At 45.3% G+C, this 24,737-nt stretch carries 22 protein-coding genes; 4 read left to right on the top strand and 18 right to left on the bottom strand.

The window, feature by feature from the left end; genetic code table 11:
• Positions 1-394: 394 nt before the first annotated feature.
• The 3 genes from FS818_RS01400 to leuB all read right to left on the bottom strand — a co-directional run bounded on the left by FS818_RS01400 (position 395) and on the right by leuB (position 3,161).
• On the bottom strand, positions 395-811 hold the full coding sequence (locus FS818_RS01400; RefSeq protein ID WP_090922221.1) for a hypothetical protein: 417 nt from the start codon (positions 809-811) through the stop codon (positions 395-397).
• A 356-nt stretch (positions 812-1,167) separates the two neighbouring features.
• Positions 1,168-1,707, bottom strand: a complete 540-nt coding sequence (locus FS818_RS01395; protein ID WP_062320195.1) for a peroxiredoxin — start codon at positions 1,705-1,707, stop codon at positions 1,168-1,170.
• Between the two features lie 368 nt (positions 1,708-2,075).
• Entirely contained in the window at positions 2,076-3,161 is a 1,086-nt protein-coding gene (leuB, locus tag FS818_RS01390) for a 3-isopropylmalate dehydrogenase (protein WP_110897647.1), read from the bottom strand.
• Positions 3,162-3,412: 251 nt separating this feature from the next.
• Between leuB and FS818_RS01385 the strand changes: the two genes are divergently transcribed.
• Positions 3,413-4,393, top strand: a complete 981-nt coding sequence (locus FS818_RS01385; RefSeq protein WP_090922215.1) for an aldo/keto reductase — start codon at positions 3,413-3,415, stop codon at positions 4,391-4,393.
• A 213-nt stretch (positions 4,394-4,606) separates the two neighbouring features.
• Here FS818_RS01385 and FS818_RS01380 read toward each other — a convergent pair whose 3' ends face one another.
• The 4 genes from FS818_RS01380 to ilvB all read right to left on the bottom strand — a co-directional run bounded on the left by FS818_RS01380 (position 4,607) and on the right by ilvB (position 9,844).
• On the bottom strand, positions 4,607-6,148 hold the full coding sequence (locus FS818_RS01380; protein WP_145328922.1) for a 2-isopropylmalate synthase: 1,542 nt from the start codon (positions 6,146-6,148) through the stop codon (positions 4,607-4,609).
• A gap of 141 nt (positions 6,149-6,289) precedes the next feature.
• Positions 6,290-7,282 carry a ketol-acid reductoisomerase gene (gene ilvC / locus FS818_RS01375; protein WP_090922211.1) on the bottom strand — a complete coding sequence of 331 codons (993 nt, stop codon included), beginning with the start codon at positions 7,280-7,282 and terminating at the stop codon, positions 6,290-6,292.
• 331 nt (positions 7,283-7,613) lie between these two features.
• The gene (ilvN, locus tag FS818_RS01370; RefSeq protein ID WP_090922209.1) at positions 7,614-8,096 is read right to left on the bottom strand and encodes an acetolactate synthase small subunit; all 483 of its coding nucleotides are present in this window, start codon (positions 8,094-8,096) and stop codon (positions 7,614-7,616) included.
• Positions 8,093-9,844, bottom strand: a complete 1,752-nt coding sequence (ilvB, locus tag FS818_RS01365) for a biosynthetic-type acetolactate synthase large subunit (protein WP_145328920.1) — start codon at positions 9,842-9,844, stop codon at positions 8,093-8,095. Before ilvB ends, ilvN begins: the two co-directional genes overlap by 4 nt.
• Positions 9,845-10,445: 601 nt before the next feature.
• Between ilvB and FS818_RS01360 the strand changes: the two genes are divergently transcribed.
• Positions 10,446-10,889 carry a GNAT family N-acetyltransferase gene (locus FS818_RS01360; protein ID WP_397351755.1) on the top strand — a complete coding sequence of 148 codons (444 nt, stop codon included), beginning with the start codon at positions 10,446-10,448 and terminating at the stop codon, positions 10,887-10,889.
• Positions 10,890-10,895: 6 nt separating this feature from the next.
• Here the strand turns inward: FS818_RS01360 and FS818_RS28660 are convergent, their stop codons facing one another.
• From FS818_RS28660 to FS818_RS01315, 9 genes are all read right to left on the bottom strand, one after another.
• Entirely contained in the window at positions 10,896-11,270 is a 375-nt protein-coding gene (locus FS818_RS28660) for a hypothetical protein (protein ID WP_186331508.1), read from the bottom strand.
• A gap of 184 nt (positions 11,271-11,454) precedes the next feature.
• Positions 11,455-12,417: an ABC transporter permease gene (locus FS818_RS01350; RefSeq protein ID WP_145328915.1), complete on the bottom strand. Its 963-nt coding sequence runs from the start codon at positions 12,415-12,417 to the stop codon at positions 11,455-11,457.
• Positions 12,418-13,497: an ABC transporter permease gene (locus tag FS818_RS01345; RefSeq protein WP_145328913.1), complete on the bottom strand. Its 1,080-nt coding sequence runs from the start codon at positions 13,495-13,497 to the stop codon at positions 12,418-12,420.
• The gene (locus FS818_RS01340; RefSeq protein WP_145328911.1) at positions 13,490-15,028 is read right to left on the bottom strand and encodes an ABC transporter ATP-binding protein; all 1,539 of its coding nucleotides are present in this window, start codon (positions 15,026-15,028) and stop codon (positions 13,490-13,492) included. The genes FS818_RS01345 and FS818_RS01340 overlap by 8 nt, the downstream gene beginning before the upstream one ends.
• A gap of 199 nt (positions 15,029-15,227) precedes the next feature.
• Positions 15,228-16,268: a BMP family lipoprotein gene (locus FS818_RS01335; RefSeq protein ID WP_145328909.1), complete on the bottom strand. Its 1,041-nt coding sequence runs from the start codon at positions 16,266-16,268 to the stop codon at positions 15,228-15,230.
• 574 nt (positions 16,269-16,842) lie between these two features.
• Positions 16,843-17,202, bottom strand: coding sequence for a 50S ribosomal protein L20 (gene rplT, locus FS818_RS01330; protein WP_017689664.1), 360 nt, complete (start codon positions 17,200-17,202; stop codon positions 16,843-16,845).
• An 88-nt stretch (positions 17,203-17,290) separates the two neighbouring features.
• Positions 17,291-17,494, bottom strand: coding sequence for a 50S ribosomal protein L35 (rpmI, locus tag FS818_RS01325; RefSeq protein ID WP_017689665.1), 204 nt, complete (start codon positions 17,492-17,494; stop codon positions 17,291-17,293).
• A 24-nt stretch (positions 17,495-17,518) separates the two neighbouring features.
• A complete protein-coding gene (gene infC, locus FS818_RS01320; RefSeq protein ID WP_145332711.1) occupies positions 17,519-18,013 on the bottom strand; it encodes a translation initiation factor IF-3 in 495 nt (164 codons plus the stop codon).
• Positions 18,014-18,353: 340 nt separating this feature from the next.
• Positions 18,354-19,592, bottom strand: coding sequence for a glycosyltransferase family 2 protein (locus FS818_RS01315; protein WP_090922190.1), 1,239 nt, complete (start codon positions 19,590-19,592; stop codon positions 18,354-18,356).
• Between the two features lie 710 nt (positions 19,593-20,302).
• On the opposite strand from FS818_RS01315, the gene FS818_RS01310 reads away from it, so the two are divergent.
• Together FS818_RS01310 and FS818_RS01305 are read left to right on the top strand one after the other, a co-directional pair.
• Positions 20,303-20,830, top strand: a complete 528-nt coding sequence (locus FS818_RS01310) for a phosphatase PAP2 family protein (protein ID WP_145328907.1) — start codon at positions 20,303-20,305, stop codon at positions 20,828-20,830.
• Between the two features lie 50 nt (positions 20,831-20,880).
• Positions 20,881-22,032, top strand: coding sequence for an MGDG synthase family glycosyltransferase (locus FS818_RS01305; protein ID WP_145328905.1), 1,152 nt, complete (start codon positions 20,881-20,883; stop codon positions 22,030-22,032).
• 109 nt (positions 22,033-22,141) lie between these two features.
• Here FS818_RS01305 and FS818_RS01300 read toward each other — a convergent pair whose 3' ends face one another.
• Positions 22,142-23,695 carry an ABC transporter substrate-binding protein gene (locus FS818_RS01300; RefSeq protein WP_145328903.1) on the bottom strand — a complete coding sequence of 518 codons (1,554 nt, stop codon included), beginning with the start codon at positions 23,693-23,695 and terminating at the stop codon, positions 22,142-22,144.
• Positions 23,696-23,793: 98 nt separating this feature from the next.
• A complete protein-coding gene (locus FS818_RS01295) occupies positions 23,794-24,729 on the bottom strand; it encodes a carbohydrate ABC transporter permease (RefSeq protein ID WP_260984474.1) in 936 nt (311 codons plus the stop codon).
• Positions 24,730-24,737 lie beyond the last annotated feature (8 nt).

Below are 24,737 nucleotides of genomic sequence, written 5' to 3'. Positions count from 1 at the left end.
GAAGGGCCGATTTTTTGATGATTACCGGTTCCCTTTCATCAGGGGGCTGAGCCGAAAATAGGATGGCATGTCCGGAACTTAAGCTGGTCTAATCCGGCTCATTCAAGAATCCGGAAAAATCATTTACGTTTTGTTCCTTTCTAACCTTTTCCAATTCCCAAACGAAAACCCTTTATTTTGCTCCGCCTCTTTTGCAAGTCTGCTTTTATCATAGACAAGTTTAGGGAACAGAGTCAATCGGAGAAAGTGTCGAATGGAAATTATTTTGCAAAAACAACAAAGGTTTATCTAAAAAATACAAAAAACGAAGCCGTATCGCCCTGTTGGGAAATCAGCTTCGTTCAATATTGCGTAAATCGGATATTTGTCTAAGCATGTCACATCTCAATGCAATCTATAGCCCAGTCTTGTTATGCTGAATTTTAAGTTTTCGTTGACTCATGACGGCAAGGCGGCGTTTCAATTCGCTCTCCCATTTCTCATCCTTCATTTCCTTGGCGAGCCGTAGCAGATCAAGTGACATATCAATCTGACGCTGAACAATCACCATCGCATCTTCACTTTCACGGTTTACGCAATTTTCGAAGATGGCATCCTCGTCTTCTGTCACATAGTCTTGAAAATCAATCTCGGAAGCCCCATCGCCATGCGCATATTCAGCAAGAATTTCATATTCATTCTCAACCTTGTAATGCACCTCCACCCGGTGACACACCGGACAAAACAGCAGGGGAACATTATGAACCTGGGTGCGGTAATGCTTCAGCGTGCCCTTCGTTCCCACCATACTTGCCCCACAACAGTAACTCATTTTTGTTCACCCTCCTTATTAGGTGCCGGGAATTTAGTCAATATACACCCGTGCACTTGAAAGACCTCCGAAAGGGAATCGTTCAAACAGTGTATCACATTCATATGCAAATTATAAATGCGGATTACCGGAATGACTTAAATTACCGGGTTTCCATACCCTATTCGCCTTACAAGCCTTCAATTCCTCTTTCTTTTATAAAAAGAAGATCTTCTTCTATTACATTATTAACACGTCTGACAGCTTGTTCAAACACCTTTATTAAGTTAACGGTATATCTTTGAAAAAGGTTGCAAAAAGCCCTCAATCCCGCTTGGGATGAGGGCTTGAACATCAATCGTTCAAGTAAACCCGGCTTACAGGTTGCTATCGCCTGGTTTCCAGTTCATTGCACACAATCCACCGGATTGAAGTGCTTGCAGTACGCGAAGTGTTTCTTCAACACTGCGTCCTACATCGTTGTGGTTAACGACTTGATATTTCAGTTCGCCTTCTGGATCGATGATGAACAGACCGCGCAATGCTACGCCTTCTTCTTCGATCAGAACGCCGTAATCTTTAGCTACTTGCTTCGTGATATCGGAAGCAAGTGGGAAGTTCAACTGACCAAGACCATTGCTGTCTTTAGGTGTGTTGATCCATGCTTTGTGGCTGTGTACGGAGTCTACGCTCACGCCAAGAATTTCTGTATCCAAAGCTTTGAATTGCTCGGAAGCATCGCTCAAAGCTGTAATTTCAGTTGGGCACACAAATGTGAAGTCCAAAGGATAAAAGAAGAATACGAGCCATTTACCACGGTAATCGGACAGTTTAACGGAACCAAAATCTTGTCCGTCTCCTGATACTGTTTCCATTGCGAAATCTGGTGCTGGTCTACCAACCAAACGTTCTGCCATAACTAAAAATTCCTCCTTTGGGATTATGTAAGCATCCATATGGATTGCTCATCATCAGGATGCACGCAGGGCGCTTGTCCTGTCATTAAATTTGTTGATACTTGTTCTCAAGTACAAATAAAATGTTATCATCCGTACTTCTCAAAGTCAAGATTATAAACGTTATTTTTTTATAATAATTATAAATAAGAAATTTTCGTGCCGATTTCAAGTTGCAAATGAGAAAGGAACAGCCCTTTGCATTCTCCACTATTAGAAACCAGAAGACGGTCTACTAGGGCATCAAAGGGCTGTTTCTTATACGAACTACAGGACTGTATCCTGAGATCTGTTAATGTCTCGATAAGTGAACAAGGCTGAAACGAAACTTAAGCCTTTTTCTGAATAGCTGCAACAATCAGATCGCCCATTTCGGTCGTGCTGATCGCTTTGCTCTTATCAACAGCGATGTCACTTGTGCGGTGGCCCGCATTCAGCACGTTCGCTACCGCTTCTTCGATCGCATCTGCACCTTCTGCATATCCAAACGTTGTACGGAACATCAACGCGAGCGACAAGATGGTAGCAATCGGGTTAGCCAGGCCTTGACCGGCAATGTCCGGCGCAGAGCCGTGTACCGGTTCATATAGACCAAAGCTTCCTTCACCCAGCGATGCCGAAGCGAGCATACCGATAGAGCCTGTCAGCATAGCCGCTTCATCACTCAGAATGTCACCGAACATATTCTCTGTTACGATGACGTCAAAGCTTGCCGGACGACGCAGCAACTGCATCGCGCAGTTGTCTACAAGCACATGCTCCAGTTCAACATCCGGGTAATCCGGAGCTACACGGTTAACCACTTCACGCCAGAGGCGGGATGTTTCCAGCACGTTAGCTTTGTCGACAGATGCCAGTTTTTTACGGCGACCTTGGGCGATCTCAAATGCTTGACGAACGATGCGCTCTACTTCCGCAACATTGTAAGCACAAGTGTCCACTGCCTCTTCACCTTGGGCACTTTCGCGTCTGAACTTCTCACCGAAATAAATTCCGCCCGTCAATTCGCGAACAACCATCAGGTCCGTACCTTCAAGTACTTCCGGTTTCAGCGTGGATGCGTCTTTCAAACAGTCAAACACAACGGCCGGACGCAGGTTGGAGAACAGTCCGAGCGCTTTACGAATACCCAGCAGTCCTGTTTCAGGACGCAACTCCTTACTGTTATTATCCCATTTCGGTCCACCTACAGCTCCGAGCAACACTGCGTCTGCATTTTTACATACAGTCAATGTTTCTTCCGGAAGCGGTGTGCCCTTCTCGTCAATGGCAATACCACCAAACAGTGCGTGCTCTGTTTCAAAACGATAACCGAATACTTCCTCCGTACGTTTCAGAACTTTTTCCGCCTCGGCCACAACTTCAGGACCAATTCCGTCACCTGCGATTACTGCGATTTTTTTCACGTCTGCCATAGGTTGTCCACTCCCTCATCTTCATTCATCACTGATCCGCTCATGTTGGCGTTTCTGTGTAAACATCGTCTCATAAATAACTCTCTTCTTTGTATCATATTCTACGGTCATTTGACCAAGATATACAATCTATGACTTTAATAGTTTTTGCCTATAAGAAGGATAATGACAAGCTTCGAAGTTGTTCGCCAGTTCAGGGTAAGGTAAAATATAGCTGAAATCAAATCAAGTATGCTGGAGGGATGTTTGACATGCAATACTCGTATTTGGGTAAATCAGGCCTTAAGGTCAGCCGTATCTGTCTTGGTACGATGAATTTTGGACCAGCCACGGACGAGAAAGAAGCTTTCCGCATTATGGACGCAGCACTGGATGCCGGGGTGAACTTTTTTGATACCGCTAACATCTATGGCTGGGGTGAAAATTCCGGTCTGACAGAAGAGATCATCGGGCGCTGGTTCAAACAAGGCGGAGGCAGACGTGAGAAGGTTGTGCTTGCCACGAAAGTCTACGGTTCCATGCATGATGAAACAGATGGCCCTAACAACGAAGCCGGTCTCTCCGCATATAAAATCAGACGTCACCTTGAAGGCTCTCTTCAGCGTCTGCAAACCGATCATATTGAATTATACCAGATGCACCATGTTGACCCTGTTATCACATGGGACGAGTTGTGGGGTGCATTCGAGCATGCAGTATACCAAGGCAAAATCGGATATGTCGGCTCAAGTAATTTCGCCGCTTGGCAAATTGCCCTTGCTCAGAGCGAAGCGAAAAACCGTCACTTCCTCGGCCTTGTATCGGAGCAGCATAAATACAGCCTGAATTGCCGTCTGCCTGAGCTGGAGGTATTACCAGCCGCTAAAGCGCTCGGGCTTGGCGTTATTCCATGGAGCCCGCTGGATGGCGGTTTGCTCGGACGTAATGCCTTACAGAAACTTGAAGGGACACGCAGTGGAGGTATCGCAGAACGAATTGAGAAGCATCAGACGCAACTTGAAGATTTCGCCGCACTTTGCCGTGATCTTGGTGAGCCACAGGATACAGTTGCACTTGCCTGGGTTGCTGCTAATCCGGCTGTTACTGCGCCAATCATTGGTCCGCGCACACTGGAGCAATTCGAAACTGCCTTGAAATGTCTTGACATGACACTGGATGAGTCTACACTCAACCGTTTGGATGAAATCTTCCCTGGTCCTGGTGGACACGCGCCTAACGCATACGCGTGGTAAATTGATACTCTAAAAAAAGTCTGACCCTCGCAGGACTGTACCCTCATAGATAGACTTCATAACGTCTACACTACAAGGTACAGTCCACTCCAGAAGGGTCAGACTTTTTAATATGTTCGGCTTTTGCTTTGCTAAATCGGCTTTGGCCTTACTATTCCCACCTAATTGGCAGGTTTGTATGTCTGTACTTCAAGCACACCGTGCAGTACTCTTCTACAAATTGACGTTAACACGGTTGGTGTATGTTTTACGTTTCTCAATGAGCTGGTTCAACCCATCTACATACGCACGCGCACTAGCACCGAGAATATCTGTGCTCACGCCGCGTCCTTGAACAGAAACTTGATTCTGAGTAAGGACAACATGCACTTCACCGAGTGCATCTTTGCCGTGTGTTACGGATTTGATGGAATAATCAGATAACGTTACTTCTTCTCCGCTCACCTGATCAATAGCGTTATAGATCGCATCCACCGAACCATTACCTTCCGCCTGTTTCTCCACCGTTTCACCGTCCAGCGTAGCAATACGCACCTTGGCTGTAGGCACGGATTCATCACCGTACGTAACAAAGATCGATTCCAATTTGTACACCTCAGGTGCATCCTGTAATTTTTCTTCGATAACGGCAAGCAGGTCTTCATCGGTAACTTCTTTTTTCTTGTCTGCCAGATCTTTAAATTGTGCAAATGCACGGTTCAACGCCTCGTCATCCAGTTCATATCCGAGGTCAATCAAGCGTTCACGGAACGCGTGACGTCCAGAGTGTTTACCAAGCACTAGCTTGCTCTCTTTAAGACCGATCGTTTCTGGCGTCATGATCTCGTAGGTTGTTTTCTCCTTTAGCATGCCATCCTGGTGGATACCCGACTCATGAGCAAAGGCATTAGCGCCAACGATTGCTTTGTTGCCGGGAACAACCATACCGGTCAAACGGCTAACCAAACGGCTGGTACGCGCGATCTCGGACAACTGCAATGTCGTTTTCGCCTGGAAAAACTCCTGACGTGTTTCGAGTGCCATCGCAATTTCTTCAATCGCCGTGTTGCCTGCACGCTCTCCGATGCCGTTAATCGTACCTTCAATCTGATCGGCTCCGTTCAAAATGGCGGCAAGCGTATTCGCCGTGGCCATCCCCAGATCGTTGTGACAGTGTGCACTCAGCTGAACTTTATCGATGTTATGAACATTTTCTTTCAGATGTTTGAAAATATTCCCGTATTCATATGGGCTCAGGTAACCGACCGTATCTGGAATGTTAACGACAGAAGCACCCTCTTCAACGGCCATATTTACCATTTCCACGAGGAAATCATACTCGGTACGTCCTGCATCCTCCAGAGAAAACTCAATCTTGGAAAATGTCTTCTTCGCATAACGAATCGCAGAGCGAGCCGTGTCCAGAACCTGCGCTTTGTCCATGCGCAACTTATGCTGGCGATGGATTGGCGAAGTGGCCAAAAATACGTGAATGCACGGGTCTTCTGCACCTTTAAGTGCTTCCTTCACCGCGTCAATATCCTGCTCTCTGGAGCGGGACAAACCGATCACTGTAATATTTTTAACCGCTTTCGCTACGGCGTTAACTGCGGCCAAGTCACCCGGAGATGCTGCCGGGAAACCTGCTTCCATCCGGTCAATGCCTAGACGCTCCAGTTGATGGGCAATCTCCACCTTCTCGCGAGTGTTCAGATTGACTCCTGGAGACTGTTCTCCGTCACGCAGCGTTGTGTCAAATACATAGATTTTACGCACCTTCGCACCCCCTGCATATTATTCATTTCTGTAAACCAGAATAGCGGCTCACGCATAAGCACGGCCGCTATTACCAGTTCACGCTGTAAGTTGCTCGAATCCCTTAAGATGCTTGTTCAAAAAAGTGAACGGAATCGTTGCTTACTTTTTGATCCAGTGCATCATTTCACGCAATTGTCCGCCAACCACTTCGATTGGGTGTTCAGCTTCGTTACGACGTGTTGCTGTCAAGAACGCACGACCGGATTGGTTTTCCAGGATGAAGTCACGTGCGAATTTACCTTGTTGGATATCGGAAAGCACTTCTTTCATTGCTTTCTTCGTATCTTCAGTAACGACGCGAGGTCCAGTTACATAGTCACCGTATTCCGCAGTGTTACTGATGGAATCACGCATGCTTGCAAGTCCACCTTCATACATCATGTCAACGATCAGTTTCAATTCGTGCAGACACTCGAAGTACGCCATTTCTGGAGCATATCCAGCTTCTGTCAACGTTTCGAATCCAGCTTTAACGAGGGCACTTACACCGCCACACAGAACCGCTTGCTCACCGAACAAGTCTGTTTCTGTTTCTTCACGGAAGGAAGTTTCGATAACGCCTGCACGTGTACAGCCGATACCTTTAGCATAAGCGAGACCGATGTCTTTCGCTTTACCTGTTGCATCTTTTTCGATCGCGATCAGACCAGGAACACCGAATCCTTCTACATAGGTACGACGTACCATGTGACCAGGGGACTTAGGAGCTACCAGCAATACATCGCTGTCTTTTGGAGCAACGATTTGGCCGAAGTGAACGTTGAAACCGTGAGAGAAGAGCAATGCTGCGCCTTTTTTCAGGTTTGGTTCGATTTCGTTTTTGTATACGGAAGCTTGTGTTTCATCCGGCAGCAAGATTTGAACCACATCTGCGCGGCTAGTTGCTTCAGCCGGAGACAACACTTCAAATCCATCATTTTTAGCAGCGTCAAAAGATTTACCTTCACGAAGTCCGATGACTACGTTCAATCCGCTGTCACGCAGGTTTTGTGCCTGAGCATGACCTTGGCTACCATATCCGATCACCGCGATCGTTTTTCCTTTCAATACGCTAAGCTCTGCATCCTGTTCATAATAAGTAGTTACTGGCATGTTATAAGTCCTCCTTTGTATTGTAAAGAACCCTTCATTAATGAGCGGGTGTCTCAATGGACCGGTAGCCTTCACATCTTGGTAAAAAAACTGGCTGATCGATGCTGATTACCGTTGCATATGATCCGATCCAATCCGTTCAGACACCCGCTCGTTAATGCGGGGGTGTGGCTCTCTTTTCAAGCGTTACATCACTAAAATGTTACTTTACAGCAGTTACTGGACTGACACATTTGGATCAGATAGCATTTATTTTACGCTAACTGTGCATTTTCACAAGTAAATCATTGTGCTCATGTATGGATCAGCCCATTTTGGTTTCATTATACCTCTATACGTTGCCTCGTACCAATGCCGTTACGCCTGTACGGGACAATTCACGAATGCCATATGGCTTGAGCAGTTCGATCATCGCATCAATTTTGTCCGTATCACCAACGGCCTGTACCATTAGACTTGCTGGGCCTACATCAACAACGGATGCACGGAATGTTTCCACCACACCCAAAATTTCCGGACGCTCGGAAGGCTCTGCCTTCACCTTGATCAGCGCGAGTTCACGTGCAACCATCGGTTTCAGGCTAAAATCAACCACTTTGATGACATCAATGATCTTATACAATTGTTTCTCAATCTGTTCAAGCGTTTTGTCGTCACCAATCGTCACAATGACCATCCGGGAAAGTCCGGGCTCTTCAGATTGACCTACTGTAATGCTTTCGATGTTATACCCGCGTCGACCAAACAATCCGGATACACGCTGAAGGACACCTGGCTGGTCGTTAACCAATATCGAAATCGTATGTCTTATCATTCTTCAGCATCTCCCATCAGCATTTGATCGATTGTTGCTCCTTGCGGAACCATTGGATATACATTTTCATCCTTGCGTACAACAAATTCTACAACGACTGGCCCTGGCGTATCCAAAGCTTCCTGCCAAGCGCGCTCAGCTTCTTCCTTGTTTGTTGCACGTAAACCCTTCACGCCGTAGGCTTCAGCCAACTTCACGAAATCAGGGCTTCCTGCCAGGTCGATATGGCTGTATCGGTTTTCATAGATCAGTTCCTGCCACTGGCGCACCATACCAAGAACTTCATTGTTGATGATTACGATTTTAACCGGAATGTTGTTGATCGCACAGATTGCCAGTTCCTGAGAACACATCTGCATCCCGCCATCTCCGTTAATGGAGATAACCAGTCGATCCGGATTCGCCATTTGTGCACCAATCGCAGAAGGGAATCCAAAGCCCATCGTTCCAAGTCCACCTGAAGTAACCCATGAACGCGGTTGGTTAAATTTGTAGTATTGAGCTGCCCACATCTGATGTTGTCCAACATCCGTTGTTACGATTGCTTCACCTTTTGTGGTATCGTTCAACAATTCAACCACCCATTGCGGTTTTAACACTTCATCCGAATCCGTGTAGGAATACGGCTTTTCCTGTTTCCACTGTTTGATCTGATCTCTCCAGGCATCGGCACGTTCAGCACGTCCAACTTCCTTATTAGCAATCTCCAGTACCGTTTTCACATCGCCTACGATCGGAATATCTGTCGCAATGTTTTTGCCGATCTCTGCAGGATCAATGTCGATATGAACAATTTTCGCATGTGGTGCGAATCCGTCCAGCTTACCCGTTACCCGGTCATCAAATCTTGCACCGATGTTAATGAGCAAGTCCGATTGCTGAATTGCCATGTTCGATGTGTAGGTTCCGTGCATTCCCGGCATTCCGGTCCAAAGCTCATGCCCGCTTGGGAAAGCGCCAAGTCCCAGAAGTGTTGTCGTGATCGGAATACCCGTCTTCTCAACGAACTCAAAAAGCGCTTCGTGTCCACCGGAGTAAACGACTCCGCCGCCAGCAAGAATCATTGGACGTTCAGCTTCCTGGATCGCTTGTGCCAAACGCTCAACCTGCAGCTTGTTCGGTACCGTCCGTGGATTGTACCCTCTCAATATAACAGGTTCCGTGTGTGGTTCAAACAATGTTTTGTTTGCAGACACGTCTTTCGGAATGTCGATCAGTACCGGTCCTTTGCGACCCGTGTTTGCGATATGGAACGCTTCATGAATGATACCCGGCAGATCTTTTACATCTTTGACCAGATAGCTGTGTTTGGTGATCGGCATTGTAATTCCCGTAATGTCCGCTTCCTGGAAAGCATCTGAGCCAATCAGGCTGGAAACAACATTACCTGTTATAACCACCAACGGAACGGAATCCATATAAGCTGTTGCAATACCGGTTACAAGGTTTGTAGCACCCGGGCCGGAAGTCGCGATACAGACACCAACCTTGCCGCTCGCACGTGCATAACCATCAGCTGCGTGAATGGCTCCTTGTTCGTGACGTGTAAGAACGTGTTTGAAATCTTCAAAGCCATACATTGCATCATAGATATACAACACGGCGCCGCCTGGATAACCAAACACACACTCAACACCTTCAAGCAGCAAACTTCTCAGCAGAATCTCGGAGCCGCTAATGACCTCCGGCTTCATCCATTTTTCACGTAATTCATCTGTCGATCGTACTTCTGGAATATGAGCTCCCATCAGTCATCCTCCTCTCGGAATTTACACCATTCTGACATTTAAAGTTACAAAAAAAACCTTCCATCCCTGCAAACAAGTTCATGCTTGCGAGGGACGAAAGGTTATCGCTTCCGTGGTACCACCCAACTTTGTCCGAAATTTCGCAATAACGGACCTTACCAGGTATAACAAAACGATGTTCAAACGAACAGAGTCGTCTCCCATACCTGTTGTCTGTAACGCAGACTTACGATTCTCCCTAATACGCAATGAATTTGACGATTCAGTGCTTTTCAGGAAAACAGCTCCGAGGTGAGCTCGTATATAAGGGGTAATGGTGGTGGTTTCAGCAAATCCATCCACTCTCTGAGCAAAAGAGCCCTTAAAACTTCGTCCTCTTCATAGCCGATGAAATATTCTCGTTAAATGTTAGGAACATTATATGATTCCTCTAACCGATAAGTCAATACCTGTTTTTGATAAAAATGTGCTGACCAGGTCCACACACGCTCTCCACTCTATGATTGCCCCAATGTCCGCCCTTCATGCAGTCACCTTTTATCTCGCACCAGGCATAAGATATACAGGCCGCACGACCGGCCTTGAAAGGAGGCCCCGCATGATCATTCGTCAGCGTTTATCCAAACTGGATGACGGCGCAATTATGAAGCTGATTGACACACAGCTTGTTCCTTTATCACATATGAGCGAGAAGGAAATCCATAAAATACGCAAAGAAATACCCCTGCGAATGAACAGGGGCATGACCTTTGTAATCTCGCCGGAGCCAAATAAACCTGCTGTGGCATTCATTCATTTTCTTATGCACGGAGAACTGCTTTACGTTGATATGATGGCCGTTAGTTCGAAAGAGCAACGTAAACGTTACGGACAGACGTTACTGCATGAAGCAGAGAACTTTGCGGTATCCCGTGGTTGCAAAAAATCCAAAGTCATGGTGGATGAAGGCAATACCAAGGGAAATCAATTCTATCAAAAAAACGGCTATCAAAACCTGAGATATATCCTGATCAGTCGCTGTTACGAAATGGAAAAAAGACTCTAGTCATGTTTAGAAAAATCCAGGCGGTCTCGGTCCGGGACCATAAGGACCATATCCTGGGCCTGGGCCGTAACCCGGTCCGGGACCATAACCAGGGCCGTACCCTTGGCAACAATCAGGTTTCGGACCTGGACCATACCCTGGTCCGAATCCCGGGCCCTGTCCATAAGCGTAAGGTAAGGTCGCAATGGCCAGCAGATCAAATAATACCAAAGGCAAGATGGCTTTGGTACGTACTTTTTTTCCACCTAAATGCTTGAGAACGAGTTTGTTACCTGATACTTTTAACAGTTTCCCCGTAACCCGAGTACCGTCTTTCTTGACCGCAACTATGTTTTTGCCTATAAGTTTCATCGCTGCAGTACGCGTAACCTGTTTTCTCATACTATCCCTCCTCCTCGGATCATTCAAAACAGTGTATTCGTCCATGACCGAATTCGCCTGTTTCTTTGTCCCTACCGAAAAAGTTGGGTACTACAATGGAACGCACAAAAAAAAAGACCCGCTTAAAGGCGGATCTTTTTTCGAATAATCTTTTGGATACCAAAAGATATCCTCTTTGCTAAAGTTACCTTTTACCAGGATCATACGGTTCGCCCAGTGCAGATGGAGCCGAAGAACGTCCAACCGCAGCCACCAGAACAATGATCGTAAGCAGGTAAGGCAACATGAAAATAATTTCCTGGGGAATACTCTGTGACCATTCAAACAATTGCACATAGTTACGGATCGCTTGAGAGAATCCGAAAAATACAGCCGCGCCGAAAGCACCGATTGGATTCCATTTACCAAAGATCATCGCTGCAATCGCAATGTAACCTTGACCGGAAACGGTATTGTGCGAAAATGTACCTGTTGTCGTCAATGTAATGGCTGCTCCACCAATCGCAGCAAGCGCACCACTGATCATAACAGCAACATAACGGTAACGACGGACTTTAACCCCAACGGTATCCGCCGCACTTGGATGTTCACCTACAGAACGCAGACGAAGTCCAAACGGTGTTTTAAACAAGATGTAGTATGTCAAGAACACAAACAAAATCGCCAGATACGTCGTTGGATATACATTCTTGAAAAATGCTTCTCCAAGCAAAGGAATATTTTCGAGAAACGGCACATTGAATTTGCTGAAGCCTTGAACCAAAGGTGAGTCACCTGAACCTTCAAACAGCAGTTTTACCAGATACAATGTACTTCCTGCCGCCAAAAAGTTAATGACGATACCGCTGATAATCTGATCAGCTTTGAACGTAATCGATGCTACAGCGTGAATAAGTGAAACGAGCACGCCAAGCACGATGGCGACCAGTACCCCCATCCAAGCCGAAGTTGTCCCGCCCATACCTGCTTCCTGAGCATAGTGAGCACCAATGCCGGCAGCAAACGCACCAAACACCATGAAACCTTCAAGTCCGAGGTTCGTTACCCCGGATTTTTCCGAGAAAATCCCGCCAAGGGAAGCAAAAATCAATGCCGTAGCAAAGACAAGCGTCGTATTGATAATTTGCCCGATTGTCAACAAGTCCATCTACAACACCTTCTCTTTCTTGCGCTTGGAATAGAACGGTTTAAGTACCCAGCGCACGATGCCTTGTGCGGCAATGAAGAAGATAATCGAACCGATGACAATCCGAATAATCTCAGGTGGTACATCCGCAGCAAAGCTCATTCCTGCAGAACCGTAAGTAAGCGTACCAAAGAGCAACGCACCAAGTAACACTCCAAACGGATGATTCAGACCAATCAAAGCGACTGCGATCCCGTCAAACCCCGTGCCTGGCGAACCTGACATTACGGTCTGATACTGGAACACCCCGAGAACCTGGAACGCTCCGCCAAGCCCAGCAAGCATACCACTGATAAACATCGCTTTGACGATATTCCGGTTAACATGCATACCTGCATATTCCGCCGCATTCGGGTTATAACCGACGGCACGGATTTCATAACCCTGCTTTGTTTTCCACATGTAAATATAAAAGAGCACCGCCATCACAAGAGCAATCAACGTTCCCATATGAACACGTGAATTACCCATCAATTCAGAAAGCCAAGTCAAACTGATTGAGGCAGAATCGCTAATATTAACGGAACGGTTTTCCCCTTGCAATAACAGAAATTGACGTACGATCAGATTAGCCAAGTACAGACCAATCCAGTTCAGCATGATACTGCTGATTACTTCGTTAACCCCACGTGCAGCTTTCAAATAACCAGCAATTGCGGCCCACAGTCCGCCAAATACAGCACCTGCAATCAGTGCAAGTGGTGCGTGAATATAAATAGGCAGACCTGTAAACTTCACACCTACAAATGTAGCTGCTGTCATGCCTACGAGAAACTGTCCTTCTCCACCGATATTAAACAATCCGGCACGAGCCGCAAAAGCAAACGCAAGCCCCGTCATGATGAGCGGTGTCATTTCCCGCACAGCTTCCCCGAAGTTGTACATATCCCCAAATACCTTTTTGAACAAAGCACCGTATGCTTCTATCGGGTTATATCCACCAATTAGCATAACAATCCCGCCGAGAATAAGTCCCATCAGAATCGCTACAACTGGCAAAATAAATGAATCTCGGGTAAACCATTTTAACACTTTATTCATGCACAGTACCTCTCTTTTGGGTGCTGCCCGCCATCATCAAGCCAAGCTCCCTGTCATTGGTTTCTTCCGGCAGCACCTCGCCAACGATCTGTCCTTCATAGATAACCGCAATGCGATCGGAAACGTTCATGATCTCGTCGAGTTCAAACGAAATAAGCAAAACGGCCTTGCCCTGATCGCGCTGCGCGATCAGCTGCTTCTGCACGAACTCGATAGCTCCCACGTCCAGTCCACGGGTTGGCTGGGCGGCGATCAGCAGTTCAGGGTTTTTATCCACCTCACGGGCGATAATCGCTTTCTGCTGGTTTCCTCCCGACAAGGAACGTGCCTTCGTTTCGATGCTTGGTGTGCGCACGTCGAATGCTTCTACCAGCCGCTTTGCCTGTTTTTTGATCGCGTCAAAGTTTAGGAAACCTTTGCGCGTATATGGCTCTTTGTAATATGATTCCAGAACGATATTTTCGCTCACCGAAAAATCCAGAACAAGCCCATGCTTATGTCGATCTTCTGGAATATGAGCAACGCCCGCTTCTGAGATGTGACGAGGAGAGTGATTGGAAAGCTCTTTTCCTTCCAAACGGATCGATCCGCTATCCACTTTACGCAAACCTGTCAAGGCTTCAATCAATTCACTTTGACCATTACCGTCTACCCCGGCAATACCAACAATTTCTCCAGCACGCACATTCAGGTTCAGATCGTTCAGAACCGAGATACCCTCTTTATTTTTAGCGGTTAACTTACTAACTTCAAGCACATTAGCTCCAGGTGTAGCAGGTTTCTTATCCACTTTAAACGTAACGTTGCGGCCAACCATTTTCTCTGCCAATTCATTCGGATTGGTTTCCGAAGTTTTGACCGAATCAATGACTTTACCACGACGAATAATCGTAACGGTATCCGAAATTTCCATAATTTCTTTCAGCTTGTGTGTAATCAGGATGATTGACTTGCCTTCTGCGACAAGCTTTTTCATGATAACCATGAGCTCTTTGATTTCTTGCGGCGTGAGTACCGCTGTAGGTTCATCAAAGATCAGAATGTCCGCACCGCGATATAACGTTTTAACAATCTCAACACGCTGCTGCATGCCGACAGAGATATCGTGAATTTTGGCGTGAGGATTTACTTTGAGTCCATATTGCTCGGACAAGCGCTGTACTTCTGCAGCGGCCTTTTTATAGTTAATATTGAGACCCTTTGTAGGCTCGGATCCCAAGATAATGTTCTCTGTTACCGTGAATGGCTGCACAAGCTTAAAGTGCTGATGCACCATACCGATGCCAAGATCGATCGCCCGGTTCGGACTGTCAATGATGACAGGTTTGCCATTCACTTCAATGGAACCTTCATCTGGCTGATAGAGACCAAAAACAATGTTCATCAATGTTGACTTACCAGCGCCGTTTTCGCCCAGTAGAGCATGAATCTCGCCTTTCTGAAGCTGAAGGCTGATGGCGTCGTTGGCAACAATGCCTGGGAAACGCTTCGTTATCTGTTTCAACTCAACGACGGGGGTTGCTGCACCCATGTAATCACCCTTATAACTGATATAGTTTGGTTCCGCAAACGAAAGAAAAGCTCCTACTCGGAGCACTATTGCAATGGTTGAATTGTACAAATGTTATAATGCCTTGATCAAATGTTCCTGCCTTTACAATCACAAGGCCGGTCAAGACCGGCCCGGATGATTATAATACAGCAGATATCAAAATGGCTACGAATTCGTATTACTCAGTAGGTACTTTGATTTCGCCGCTGATGATTTTTTCTTTGTATTCGTCAACTTTAGCCAGAACTTCTGGTTTTACATTTTTACTGGAAGTGTCCGCGATACCTACGCCGTTTTCTTTCAGCGTCAGATTCTCGGATCCACCAGCAAATGTACCGTCAACAACTTCTTTATTAACGCGTTTAACCGCTTCGTCTACTTTTTTGATCATGGAAGTCAGTGTTACTTCATCGCCGAATTCAAGGGATTGGTCTTTGTCTACACCGATAACCCATACATCTTGACCTTGTTTTTTACGAGCAATCGCTTCATTGAACACGCCGTTACCTGTTGCACCGGAAGCGTGGAAAATGATGTCAACGCCTTTGTTGTACAATGTAGCTGCCGCTGCTTTACCCAAGTCAGGCTTGTCAAAAGCACCTGTATAGTTAGAGATGAATTCAGCTTTAGGGTTTACTGCTTTAACCCCTTCTCTGAAACCAACTTCGAACTTTTTGATCAGCGGGCTATCCATACCACCTACGAAACCAACTTTATTTGTTTTTGTTGAAAGACCAGCAACAACACCAACCAGGAAAGATCCTTCTTCTTCAGCGAATGTTACGGATTTCACGTTAGGTGCATCCACTACGCTGTCGATGATCGCCAGTTTAGCATCAGGGTTTTGCTCAGCTACCGTTTTGATCGCATCAGCCAGTTGGAAACCAATACCCCAAGTCAGAGTGTATCCACCTTTAACAAATTCGTTCAAGTTAGGAATATATTCTTCATCGGATTTACTTTGCAGGTATTTTACTTTTGCACCTGTTTCAGTTTCGGTTGCTTGCAGTGCTTCCCAAGCCGATTGGTTGAAGGATTTGTCGTTTACGCCGCCTACGTCAGTAACCATACCGATTTGAACATCGGATTTGGCTTCAGTGGAAGTTCCACCGTTATCTCCTCCGGCATTTGTTTCTTCTTTCGGTTTGCTTCCGCATCCTGCGAGCATAACCGATACTGCCAGCAACATTACCAGAGACAGGCTAAGCATTTTTTTCATTTCTCTTTTTCCCCCTTAATAATATGTCCCTTTCAAATCTCGTCTGCACTGCTCGGCTCAACAGATATAAAGAACAGGTTAAAAGCGAAATGTTTCGCCAATGGCTCACTAAAAGCGTATTCCTATAGACGATACATCTGTTCATCTGTCGAAAAACCGAACATTATGACCCGAAAAGAAAAATTTAGGACTGGCCTACTAGAGGTGATTATACAATCAACCAGTGTTAAAATCCAGATGTATAATCACCAAAAACCACTTATTTTTGTACTTTTTTTATTGAAAGCGCTTAATAATTTAGTGTTTTAACACACTAACGTTACAGCGATGTGATGTTATATAACAAAAATATCACATTCGCTTCAAACTTTTTGTAAAACCACTCTGATTCATTTGTATTTTTGTACCGTTCGTGTTTTATGTAATGCCACGCTGTGTTATTCACCAACGGCGTTCCATCGTTGCTATCACTTCCAGCTTTTGCGATATGTTTAGGTTGTTCTTCCTAAGCCATTTTTATTCTCAAGCCCGTAAAAAAAGCCGCCATAGGTACGGCGGCTTACTTCATACAGATTTAAGCGTTGATTTTGCCTTTAGCTACAGTAGCCAAAGAGTTGAACGCATTGATGTCATTAACGGCCAGATCAGCCAACATTTTGCGGTTCATGTCTACACCAGCAAGTTTCAATCCGTGGATCAATTTGTTGTAAGACAAACCGTTCATACGTGCTGCAGCATTGATACGAACGATCCACAGTCTGCGGAAGTTACGTTTTGTGTTGCGACGGTCACGGTATGCGTATACCAAGGATTTCATTACTTGCTCATTAGCTGTTTTAAAGATACGGTGTTTGGAACCGAAATAACCTCTTGCCAGTTTCAAAACCTTTTTATGACGACGACGTACTACAAAACCGCCTTTTACTCTTGCCATATTAAAGAACCTCCCAAATAAATATAAATGTATCCGTGGTATGTGTATGGCCGAAGCCAATCCCCCGTACGGAATCTACTATTTTGAATTAACCTTTCAGGTTAGCCAAACCTTGTTTCAAACGTCTCACGTCGCCAGCAGCCATTACAGGGTTGCCGTTCAAAACGCGCTTAGCACGTTTGGATTTGTGAGAAAGCAAGTGGTTTTTGTGAGCTTTGTAACGAAGGACTTTACCGGAACCGGTAATTTTGAAGCGTCCTTTCAAACTGCTGTGTGTTTTCATTTTAGGCATGTTGTGTTTCCTCCTCCAATGTTATCAGGCTTTAGGAGCCAAGATCATAATCATACTGCGGCCTTCCAGTTTCGGTTGACGTTCAACGGTACAAAGTTCTGCAACTTCCACCTTAACGCGTTCCAAAATCTTTTGGCCAATAGACGCGTGTGCAATCTCACGTCCGCGATAACGAACGGAGCATTTCACTTTGTCGCCTTCTTTCAAAAACTTAACTACATTACGAAGCTTCGTTTGATAATCGTGCTCCTCAATATTGGAACGGAACCATACTTCTTTAATATCAACAATTTTCTGGTTCTTACGGGCTTCTTTTTCTTTCTTTTGTTGCTCATAGCGGAATTTGCCATAGTCCATGATGCGGCACACCGGCGGTTTAGCCTGCGGGGCCACATTAACCAGGTCCAAGTTCAGGTCAATTGCCATTTGAAGTGCTTCACGAATGGGAGTGATCCCGATTTGTTCTCCTTCAGCTCCGACAAGGCGTACTTCCTTCGCCCGAATCTCGTCATTAATCATGTGATCTTTACTAATAACCGTCCACCTCCAGGTCATTTTGAATATCCTGTTACACAAAAATAAAAGGGATGCCGGTCAAGCTACCGACATCCCTGTAATCAACACAATTCTTCATGAGTATACACTTCATAAATTATTGGGATCGTTGACCAGCCAACGTATGTTGGTCAGGTGAGAAGTCGGACTTCTGCTTGTGATTCCATTTTGCTATTTGTTTAACGCACTTGAATACTATAACATCTGCCAACAAACATTGTCAACATACAAAACACTTTTTTGTAAAAAGAATGTGACAACATTCATAGCTATGCAAAGGTTCACCAATTAATCTATCCAAAAGTTAGCCTTGTTTGCTCTGTACTTCATCCAGACGCACAACACGTGTATGTTGCGTGTGGCTCCATTGTTTGTTGTTTTGCGTAAAGAACGCATAAAACGTAATTGGATACCATGACAACAAATAAATCGGGAACAGAATCAGATACAGATACACTTTAGCAAACTTAACTTTTTCGAGTGCCATAGACAACAGGAACGTTAACACGTTCATGCCGATCGCTATGAATCCAACCCATAATGGGAAATATCCATAAATGTTAGCGATATGCGGGCCGTCCAATACATAAATATCGATTGACATTACAGCCGTCAACAGGAAGGTTAGTAGCACCACATAGACGTTGGCACCGTACACAGCCAGATCAAACTTGACCAGACTTCTTTCCTTGATTGACTGCCATAACAATGGGAAAAAGTATCTTCTCGCTACCGTAAAGTGCCCTTGCATCCAGCGCAAACGTTGTCTAGCTGAAGCTTTAAATGTCAATGGTTTCTCATCGAAAACCTTGGCATCATAGTTAAACACCGGATACACATTACGCTGTACACTTCGCATCGTAAACTCCAGGTCTTCCACAAGGCTTGTAGCGCCCCAGCCAATTTCTTTTAGCAGATTGGTCTCGAAGCACATCCCTGTACCGCCGAGGAAATTCGCCATGTTCAGGTTGTGACGAGACAACTGCCATAGCCGGTTGATGTACCAGTACGATACACCATAAGCCGCAGTGATCCATGAATCTTCAGGATTTTTCGTATCGATGTATCCCTGAATAACACGTGCTCCATTGCACAAGTCATTATTCATTTCAAGCAAGAAGTTTTGCTCAACCAGATTATCAGCATCAAGCATAACAACCGCATCATACTGGCGAGGCAAATCCCACAGGTATTTAAGCATCCACTCGATAGCGTGCCCTTTACCTCTCAAGTCTGGATTCGTACGTACACATGCATTCCAGCCATGCTGACGAACGATTTCTGCCGTGCTGTCTGTACAGTTGTCACAGATGACAAATACATCGTACAGATCTCTCGGATAATCCAGTTCCTTCAGGTTTTCCATCAACGCACCGATAACCTGTTCCTCATTGTGAGCAGCAACCAGCACAGCAAATGATTTTGTTGCAGGATAATTTTTCTTTTTCTTTTTCTTATACAGACCGAACAGCGAAAACGTGAATTGGTACACGGCAAGCAGCGCCAGAATGACCTGCAGCGTGACGAATATAGCGTCCAACATCGTTCTCTGTTACCCCCTTTTAGATAAAACCCAGATTACTTTAGCATTTCTCTTCCTGATTCTGCATTTTATTTTTTTTGTAATTGCAGAATATGACCCTGTGCTTTTGTGTACTACGTCAATCATTCAGACAATGTTTCAAATCATGGTTGCGACCAGTTGGCTGCTTTATCGATTCTGTATTCTTTTCAGCAATTTGTCAAAACCCCAATTCCACTTTCTGAAGCAGAAATGTGAACTTTAAACGCTGAATAGCCACTCCGTGATGCCACAACCTCGCATTCATGCCTGATATATCTTATTTTCAGCCGTTTTCTTGATTTTTATTTCTAAAGTCCCTTCTTTTTGATGTGGCTTCCTGCAACTGAACCGTCTCTCTACATCAAATAACGTAAATGGCCACCAAAAAGTTTAATCTAAAACTCACATTTTTTTACCTCATTTCAGCCATGTTGAATCATTGTATCTTTTTTCGCAGAATGAAGTCAAAAAAGACCATTGGTTTTTCATCCACTCTTTTACATGAATTTTACGTTCTTTACATGTCTTCTTCTTGAAAAGGACAACATTTAAAAATATGATAAACATATGCCTGAAATAACCTCAAGACCTTCAAAATCGGTTATATACTACACAGGTGGCAAACCGACACGGGTAACATCCCGGAAATACTGCCGTCCTCGGGACGGCCTGACTGGCAGGAGGCCAATATGAGCCGTTTTTTCTTAAAGTTTCAAAAGTACGATCGTAATGTGTTTATGTGGATTAACGGCCGGCTTCATAATCGATTTATGAATTTCTGGCTGTACTATTTCACCCATCTCGGTGGAGCAACTTCTTCCATTGCAGTATCTTTGTTAATCTGGCTACTGGCCCCGGCTCCCTGGAGTACGACCGGGCTTCAAGCCTGCATCGCATTAGCGGTAAGTCATATTCCTGTAGCCATTGCCAAAAAATTGTATCCTCGCATTCGACCTTATCTGGCCTTGCCTGATACAATAACGTTTCGCAACCCACTGACAGACCATTCGTTTCCGTCGGGGCATACAACCGCTATTTTTTCGGTTACAGTACCCTTTATGACTACTGAGCCGTTTCTATTGCTGACTTTGCTTCCTGTGGCCCTTATTGTCGGATTCTCTCGAATCTATCTGGGGCTACACTATCCGTCCGATGTGTTGGCAGGAGCCACAATCGGTACTTTAGTCGCACTTGCTACAGTTGCATTCTGGGCTTAAAGCCGATATGTTAGACTCAGGAAAACCTAGCAGGAACAGGTGAAGCAAGCGTGGAGAAAAAAAGAATCTTACTATTATCTGAGGGATTTGGCGCAGGACATACCCAGGCTGCTTATGCATTGTCCAGCCACTTACGAAAACTGTCGCCGAATATCCAGACCAAAGTGCTTGAACTCGGAAGCTTTCTTAACCCGAAAGTTGCACCACTTATCATTAATGCGTACAAAAGAACGGTGACCAATCAACCCAAACTTGTTGGATACATGTACAGACAGCAATATAAAAAGCCATTGAATCGGTTAACAACTCTTGCACTGCACAAAGTGTTTTACACCCATACCCGCAGTGTGGTGCGTCAGTTGCATCCGGATGCTATTGTCTGCACGCACCCGATTCCAAGTGCGGTTATATCCAGGTTAAAGCGGTTAGGTACGAAGGTGCCTTTATGTAACGTTTTAACGGATTATGACGCACATGGTACATGGATCAGTCCTGAAGTGGATCTGTATCTCGTCTCCTCTGACGAAGTTAAATCCAAGTTGATGCATCGAGGCGTATCCGTAGAGAAAATCAAGGTAACCGGTATCCCGGTGCACCCAAACTTCTGGGAGCATCCCGTGCATGACGAGATCCGATCCAGATTTAACTTAAAAAAAATGCCTACCGTGCTTGTTATGGGCGGTGGTTGGGGAATGCTCAGTGACAAAGTGGTTCACCAATTATTAGCACGCTGGCATGAAGATATCCAGATTATTTTCTGTCTCGGACGTAATGACAAGATACGGATTAGCATGGAACAGGACCCACTGTTCCAGCAAGAAAATATCCACATTATCGGGTATACAACGGAAATTGATAAATTAATGGAAGTCTCTGATCTACTCATTACAAAACCAGGCGGAATGACTTGCAGTGAGGGTTTGGCAAAAGGTATTCCGATGCTGTTTCATAATCCGATCCCGGGTCAGGAGGAAGAGAATGTCCATTATTTTACGGCCAGAGGATTGGGTGAACGAATTACCTCCCTTGATGTGGTTGTAAAGTGGATGAACAAACTGCTGCATCACTATCCAGAGGTGCTCCAGAAGCGGAAACGCCATCTGGCCGAGATTGCCAAAGTACATCCGATGGAAAGCGCACAGTCTATTATGAATTTGTTACAGGATATGCGGCCGGTATCATCAGAGTCGACCCGTTTATAACCTTTTACAGTTTGAAAATCCCGTCCTTCTTGTCTCTTATAACGAAGAGAAAGGTGCCTTCGAAACGGAAGGCACCTTTTTTTCTTAAGTCTGAAAATTAACCACACGCTTATTGTATACCAGCAGATTTCAGGTACTCCTGCCATTGTTTTGTATACTCGGACTGAATTTTGTCCAGACCGGCTTGTTTTGCTTTTTCCATAAACGTATTCAAACCGCCCTCTACATCTGCAACAAGGCCTACGTTAAGTGGATACAGATATTGCTTCTCAACTTGTTCCAAAGCCGCTTTCTCCGCTTGATAAGGTGTCCAGTCCTCGGCAAAACCAGTGAAGATATCGGGTTTTTTGATCTTATCAAGGTCTTTGAACATAGTGAGTACATCATCAAAGCTCTTGTCATACAGCATAAACTCCGGATTACGCCATGCCCAGCCATTCATGCCTTCACGCGGGAAACCATTGCTTTGTGCATCGCCAATCATATGATAGTATCCGTCTTTGACTTCGAAGTTTTTGCCTTCCACACCATACTCGGTCAGCCAGTTATAACGTTTGTCGGTTACAAGCTTCTCGTAAAATTCCAGTGCTCTTTCCGGATTTTTACTGCTCCGCGGAATAGCAAAACCGTTGTGAATCGGATGTACCGGCTGTGCAAAGCCTTTCGCATTCGGATAAGGGAAATATCCGAGCTTCCAGTCCGGGTGAGTGGACTGAACCTTGATCACATCGGAATTGAATTTGTTCGGATTCTCACCAGCGAGAATGACAGCTGCTTTACCATTTTGCAACAAGGAATTGGATGTATCCTTCACATTCAGTACGTTTTTGGGAAAAAAGCCTTTATCCATCCAACGTTTGTATGTTTTCAGGTCTTCCAGATGCTGTGGCGAGCCCCAGTAGGACGTCACTGTAGATGGTGTATCATACATAATATCCAGGCCATATGGAAGCTGACCCGCCGTATTTACCAGTTTGGAAGTCAATTGACGAACACCATGCGTATGGTTTGCATTACTGTCTGCAATCGGAATCATATTGGGCTCATTTGCCTTGATGCCGTCCAGGTATGCTTCGAGCGTTTCCATCGATTCCGGCTTCGGCAGATTATACTTTTCGCGCAGGTCTTCACGGTATGCAATACCTTCCGTCACGTATTCAATCCACGTGGATGGAACCGTGTAGATTTTGTCGTTAATCTTCACCGCATTCCACATATCATCCGGGACATGAGATTTGAGCTTTGGTGTTTTTGCCAACAGTTCATCCAGCGGCAGGAAAGCACCTTTCTTCGCGTAAGACTGGTAGTTCGTCCAGTCTGCTGTAAAGATTAAGTCAATCGGCTGTCCGGAAGACAGCAGCAATTTATATTTTTGATCCCAGTCCGTCCAGGACGTAAAGTTGAATTTTACATTTACGTTCAGATCGGCCTCAGCAAGCTTGTTAATCTCCGACTCAATCACAGGCAGGTCTTTCGGAGCATCTCCAAGCATATAAAATTGCAGGGTTACTTTCTCGCCTTTGTTGTCCGACGTGCCTCCCTGAGCATTACCTTGCGTATTCCCTCCAGAACCGCCGCCGTTACACGCCGCCAGCACGCCAGCAAATAACATCATAACAATTACCACAGACAGGTGCCGAATCATTTTTTTACGCATATGCATCCTCCCTTTTTGTGTTAAACCTATATGTTAGCGCAGACCCGCTATGCATCAGACCATCCATATCCTCGGTAGCCTGAAGTCCCCAGCGTGTGTACGTTCTAACCTTTTACGGCTCCAATGGTGAGTCCTTTGACAAAATAACGTTGAACAAACGGATACAGGAACAAAATCGGGCCTGTTACGATAATCGCCATCGCCATCTTGGTCGACTCTGTTGGAACGTCTTGACTAAGCGTTACACCCGTACCAATCGCCATCTGGTCAATGAAGGTAATCGTATTCATCGTGTTGTACAAATAAAATTGGAGCTGGTACATATCCGGGTTATTGATAAACAAGGATGATGTAAACCAGTCATTCCAATACCCCAGAGCAAGAAACAGTCCAACGGTTGCAATGCCCGGCATCGCCAGTTTTAACACAATGCTGAAATAGATCCGGAAATCGTTGGCACCGTCAATCTTCGCCGATTCGATCAGTTCATCCGGCACCGCGGAGCGAATAAAGTTTTTCATCAGAATGATCAAAAATGGTGTCATTAACCCCGGGAAAATCAGTACGGTGTACGTATCCGTCAGATTGAAGTAGTTCGCCAGCATAATGTACCAAGGCACAAGGCCTCCGCCAAACAACGTTGTGAAGTAAATGAAAAAGGAGAACGTGTTCCGGTATTTGAAATCTTTACGCTGGAGCACAAATCCCGCCATGGTGATAAAAAACAGGCCCAGTGTCGTTCCCACAACCGTGGTGAACACCGTTACTCCATACGCTTTGAGTACCTGTGTCGGGAATTTGAATACCATTTTGTAACCTTCCAGAGAGAAGTGTGTTGGAAAAAGATGATACCCATCCCGCACGATCGATTCGTTGCTGCTGAATGAACCTGACAAAATGAGCAGGAATGGAAGCAGACACATCAATGACAAAACAATGATGATACCATAGGCAATGAGCTGAAAAGCCAAGTTGAATTCCGAATCTTTGGCACGAGTCTGGGTCCGTATCCGTCTTTGGGTATGCTTTTGTGTGCTCATCGTTGTTC

Origin of the sequence: Paenibacillus xylanexedens, from assembly GCF_007680605.1 — a bacterium.
Taxonomy (GTDB): domain Bacteria; phylum Bacillota; class Bacilli; order Paenibacillales; family Paenibacillaceae; genus Paenibacillus; species Paenibacillus xylanexedens_B.
Note: the sequence above shows the minus strand (reverse complement) of the source record. Positions and strands in the feature narration are given on the sequence as shown.

What these genes read in the sequence shown, in the direction of transcription:
- ilvC (WP_090922211.1), bottom strand. Translation starts at nt 7,282, where the DNA reads ATGCCAGTAACTACTTATTATGAACAGGATGCAGAGCTTAGCGTATTG.
- FS818_RS01310 (WP_145328907.1), top strand. Translation starts at nt 20,303, where the DNA reads ATGAGCCGTTTTTTCTTAAAGTTTCAAAAGTACGATCGTAATGTGTTT.
- FS818_RS01400 (WP_090922221.1), bottom strand. Translation starts at nt 811, where the DNA reads ATGAGTTACTGTTGTGGGGCAAGTATGGTGGGAACGAAGGGCACGCTG.
- FS818_RS01295 (WP_260984474.1), bottom strand. Translation starts at nt 24,729, where the DNA reads ATGAGCACACAAAAGCATACCCAAAGACGGATACGGACCCAGACTCGT.
- FS818_RS01395 (WP_062320195.1), bottom strand. Translation starts at nt 1,707, where the DNA reads ATGGCAGAACGTTTGGTTGGTAGACCAGCACCAGATTTCGCAATGGAA.
- ilvN (WP_090922209.1), bottom strand. Translation starts at nt 8,096, where the DNA reads ATGATAAGACATACGATTTCGATATTGGTTAACGACCAGCCAGGTGTC.
- FS818_RS01350 (WP_145328915.1), bottom strand. Translation starts at nt 12,417, where the DNA reads ATGGACTTGTTGACAATCGGGCAAATTATCAATACGACGCTTGTCTTT.
- FS818_RS01300 (WP_145328903.1), bottom strand. Translation starts at nt 23,695, where the DNA reads ATGCATATGCGTAAAAAAATGATTCGGCACCTGTCTGTGGTAATTGTT.
- ilvB (WP_145328920.1), bottom strand. Translation starts at nt 9,844, where the DNA reads ATGGGAGCTCATATTCCAGAAGTACGATCGACAGATGAATTACGTGAA.
- FS818_RS01335 (WP_145328909.1), bottom strand. Translation starts at nt 16,268, where the DNA reads ATGAAAAAAATGCTTAGCCTGTCTCTGGTAATGTTGCTGGCAGTATCG.
- FS818_RS01385 (WP_090922215.1), top strand. Translation starts at nt 3,413, where the DNA reads ATGCAATACTCGTATTTGGGTAAATCAGGCCTTAAGGTCAGCCGTATC.
- rplT (WP_017689664.1), bottom strand. Translation starts at nt 17,202, where the DNA reads ATGGCAAGAGTAAAAGGCGGTTTTGTAGTACGTCGTCGTCATAAAAAG.
- leuB (WP_110897647.1), bottom strand. Translation starts at nt 3,161, where the DNA reads ATGGCAGACGTGAAAAAAATCGCAGTAATCGCAGGTGACGGAATTGGT.
- FS818_RS01345 (WP_145328913.1), bottom strand. Translation starts at nt 13,497, where the DNA reads ATGAATAAAGTGTTAAAATGGTTTACCCGAGATTCATTTATTTTGCCA.
- FS818_RS28660 (WP_186331508.1), bottom strand. Translation starts at nt 11,270, where the DNA reads ATGAGAAAACAGGTTACGCGTACTGCAGCGATGAAACTTATAGGCAAA.
- FS818_RS01340 (WP_145328911.1), bottom strand. Translation starts at nt 15,028, where the DNA reads ATGGGTGCAGCAACCCCCGTCGTTGAGTTGAAACAGATAACGAAGCGT.
- FS818_RS01315 (WP_090922190.1), bottom strand. Translation starts at nt 19,592, where the DNA reads ATGTTGGACGCTATATTCGTCACGCTGCAGGTCATTCTGGCGCTGCTT.
- rpmI (WP_017689665.1), bottom strand. Translation starts at nt 17,494, where the DNA reads ATGCCTAAAATGAAAACACACAGCAGTTTGAAAGGACGCTTCAAAATT.
- infC (WP_145332711.1), bottom strand. Translation starts at nt 18,013, where the DNA reads ATGATTAATGACGAGATTCGGGCGAAGGAAGTACGCCTTGTCGGAGCT.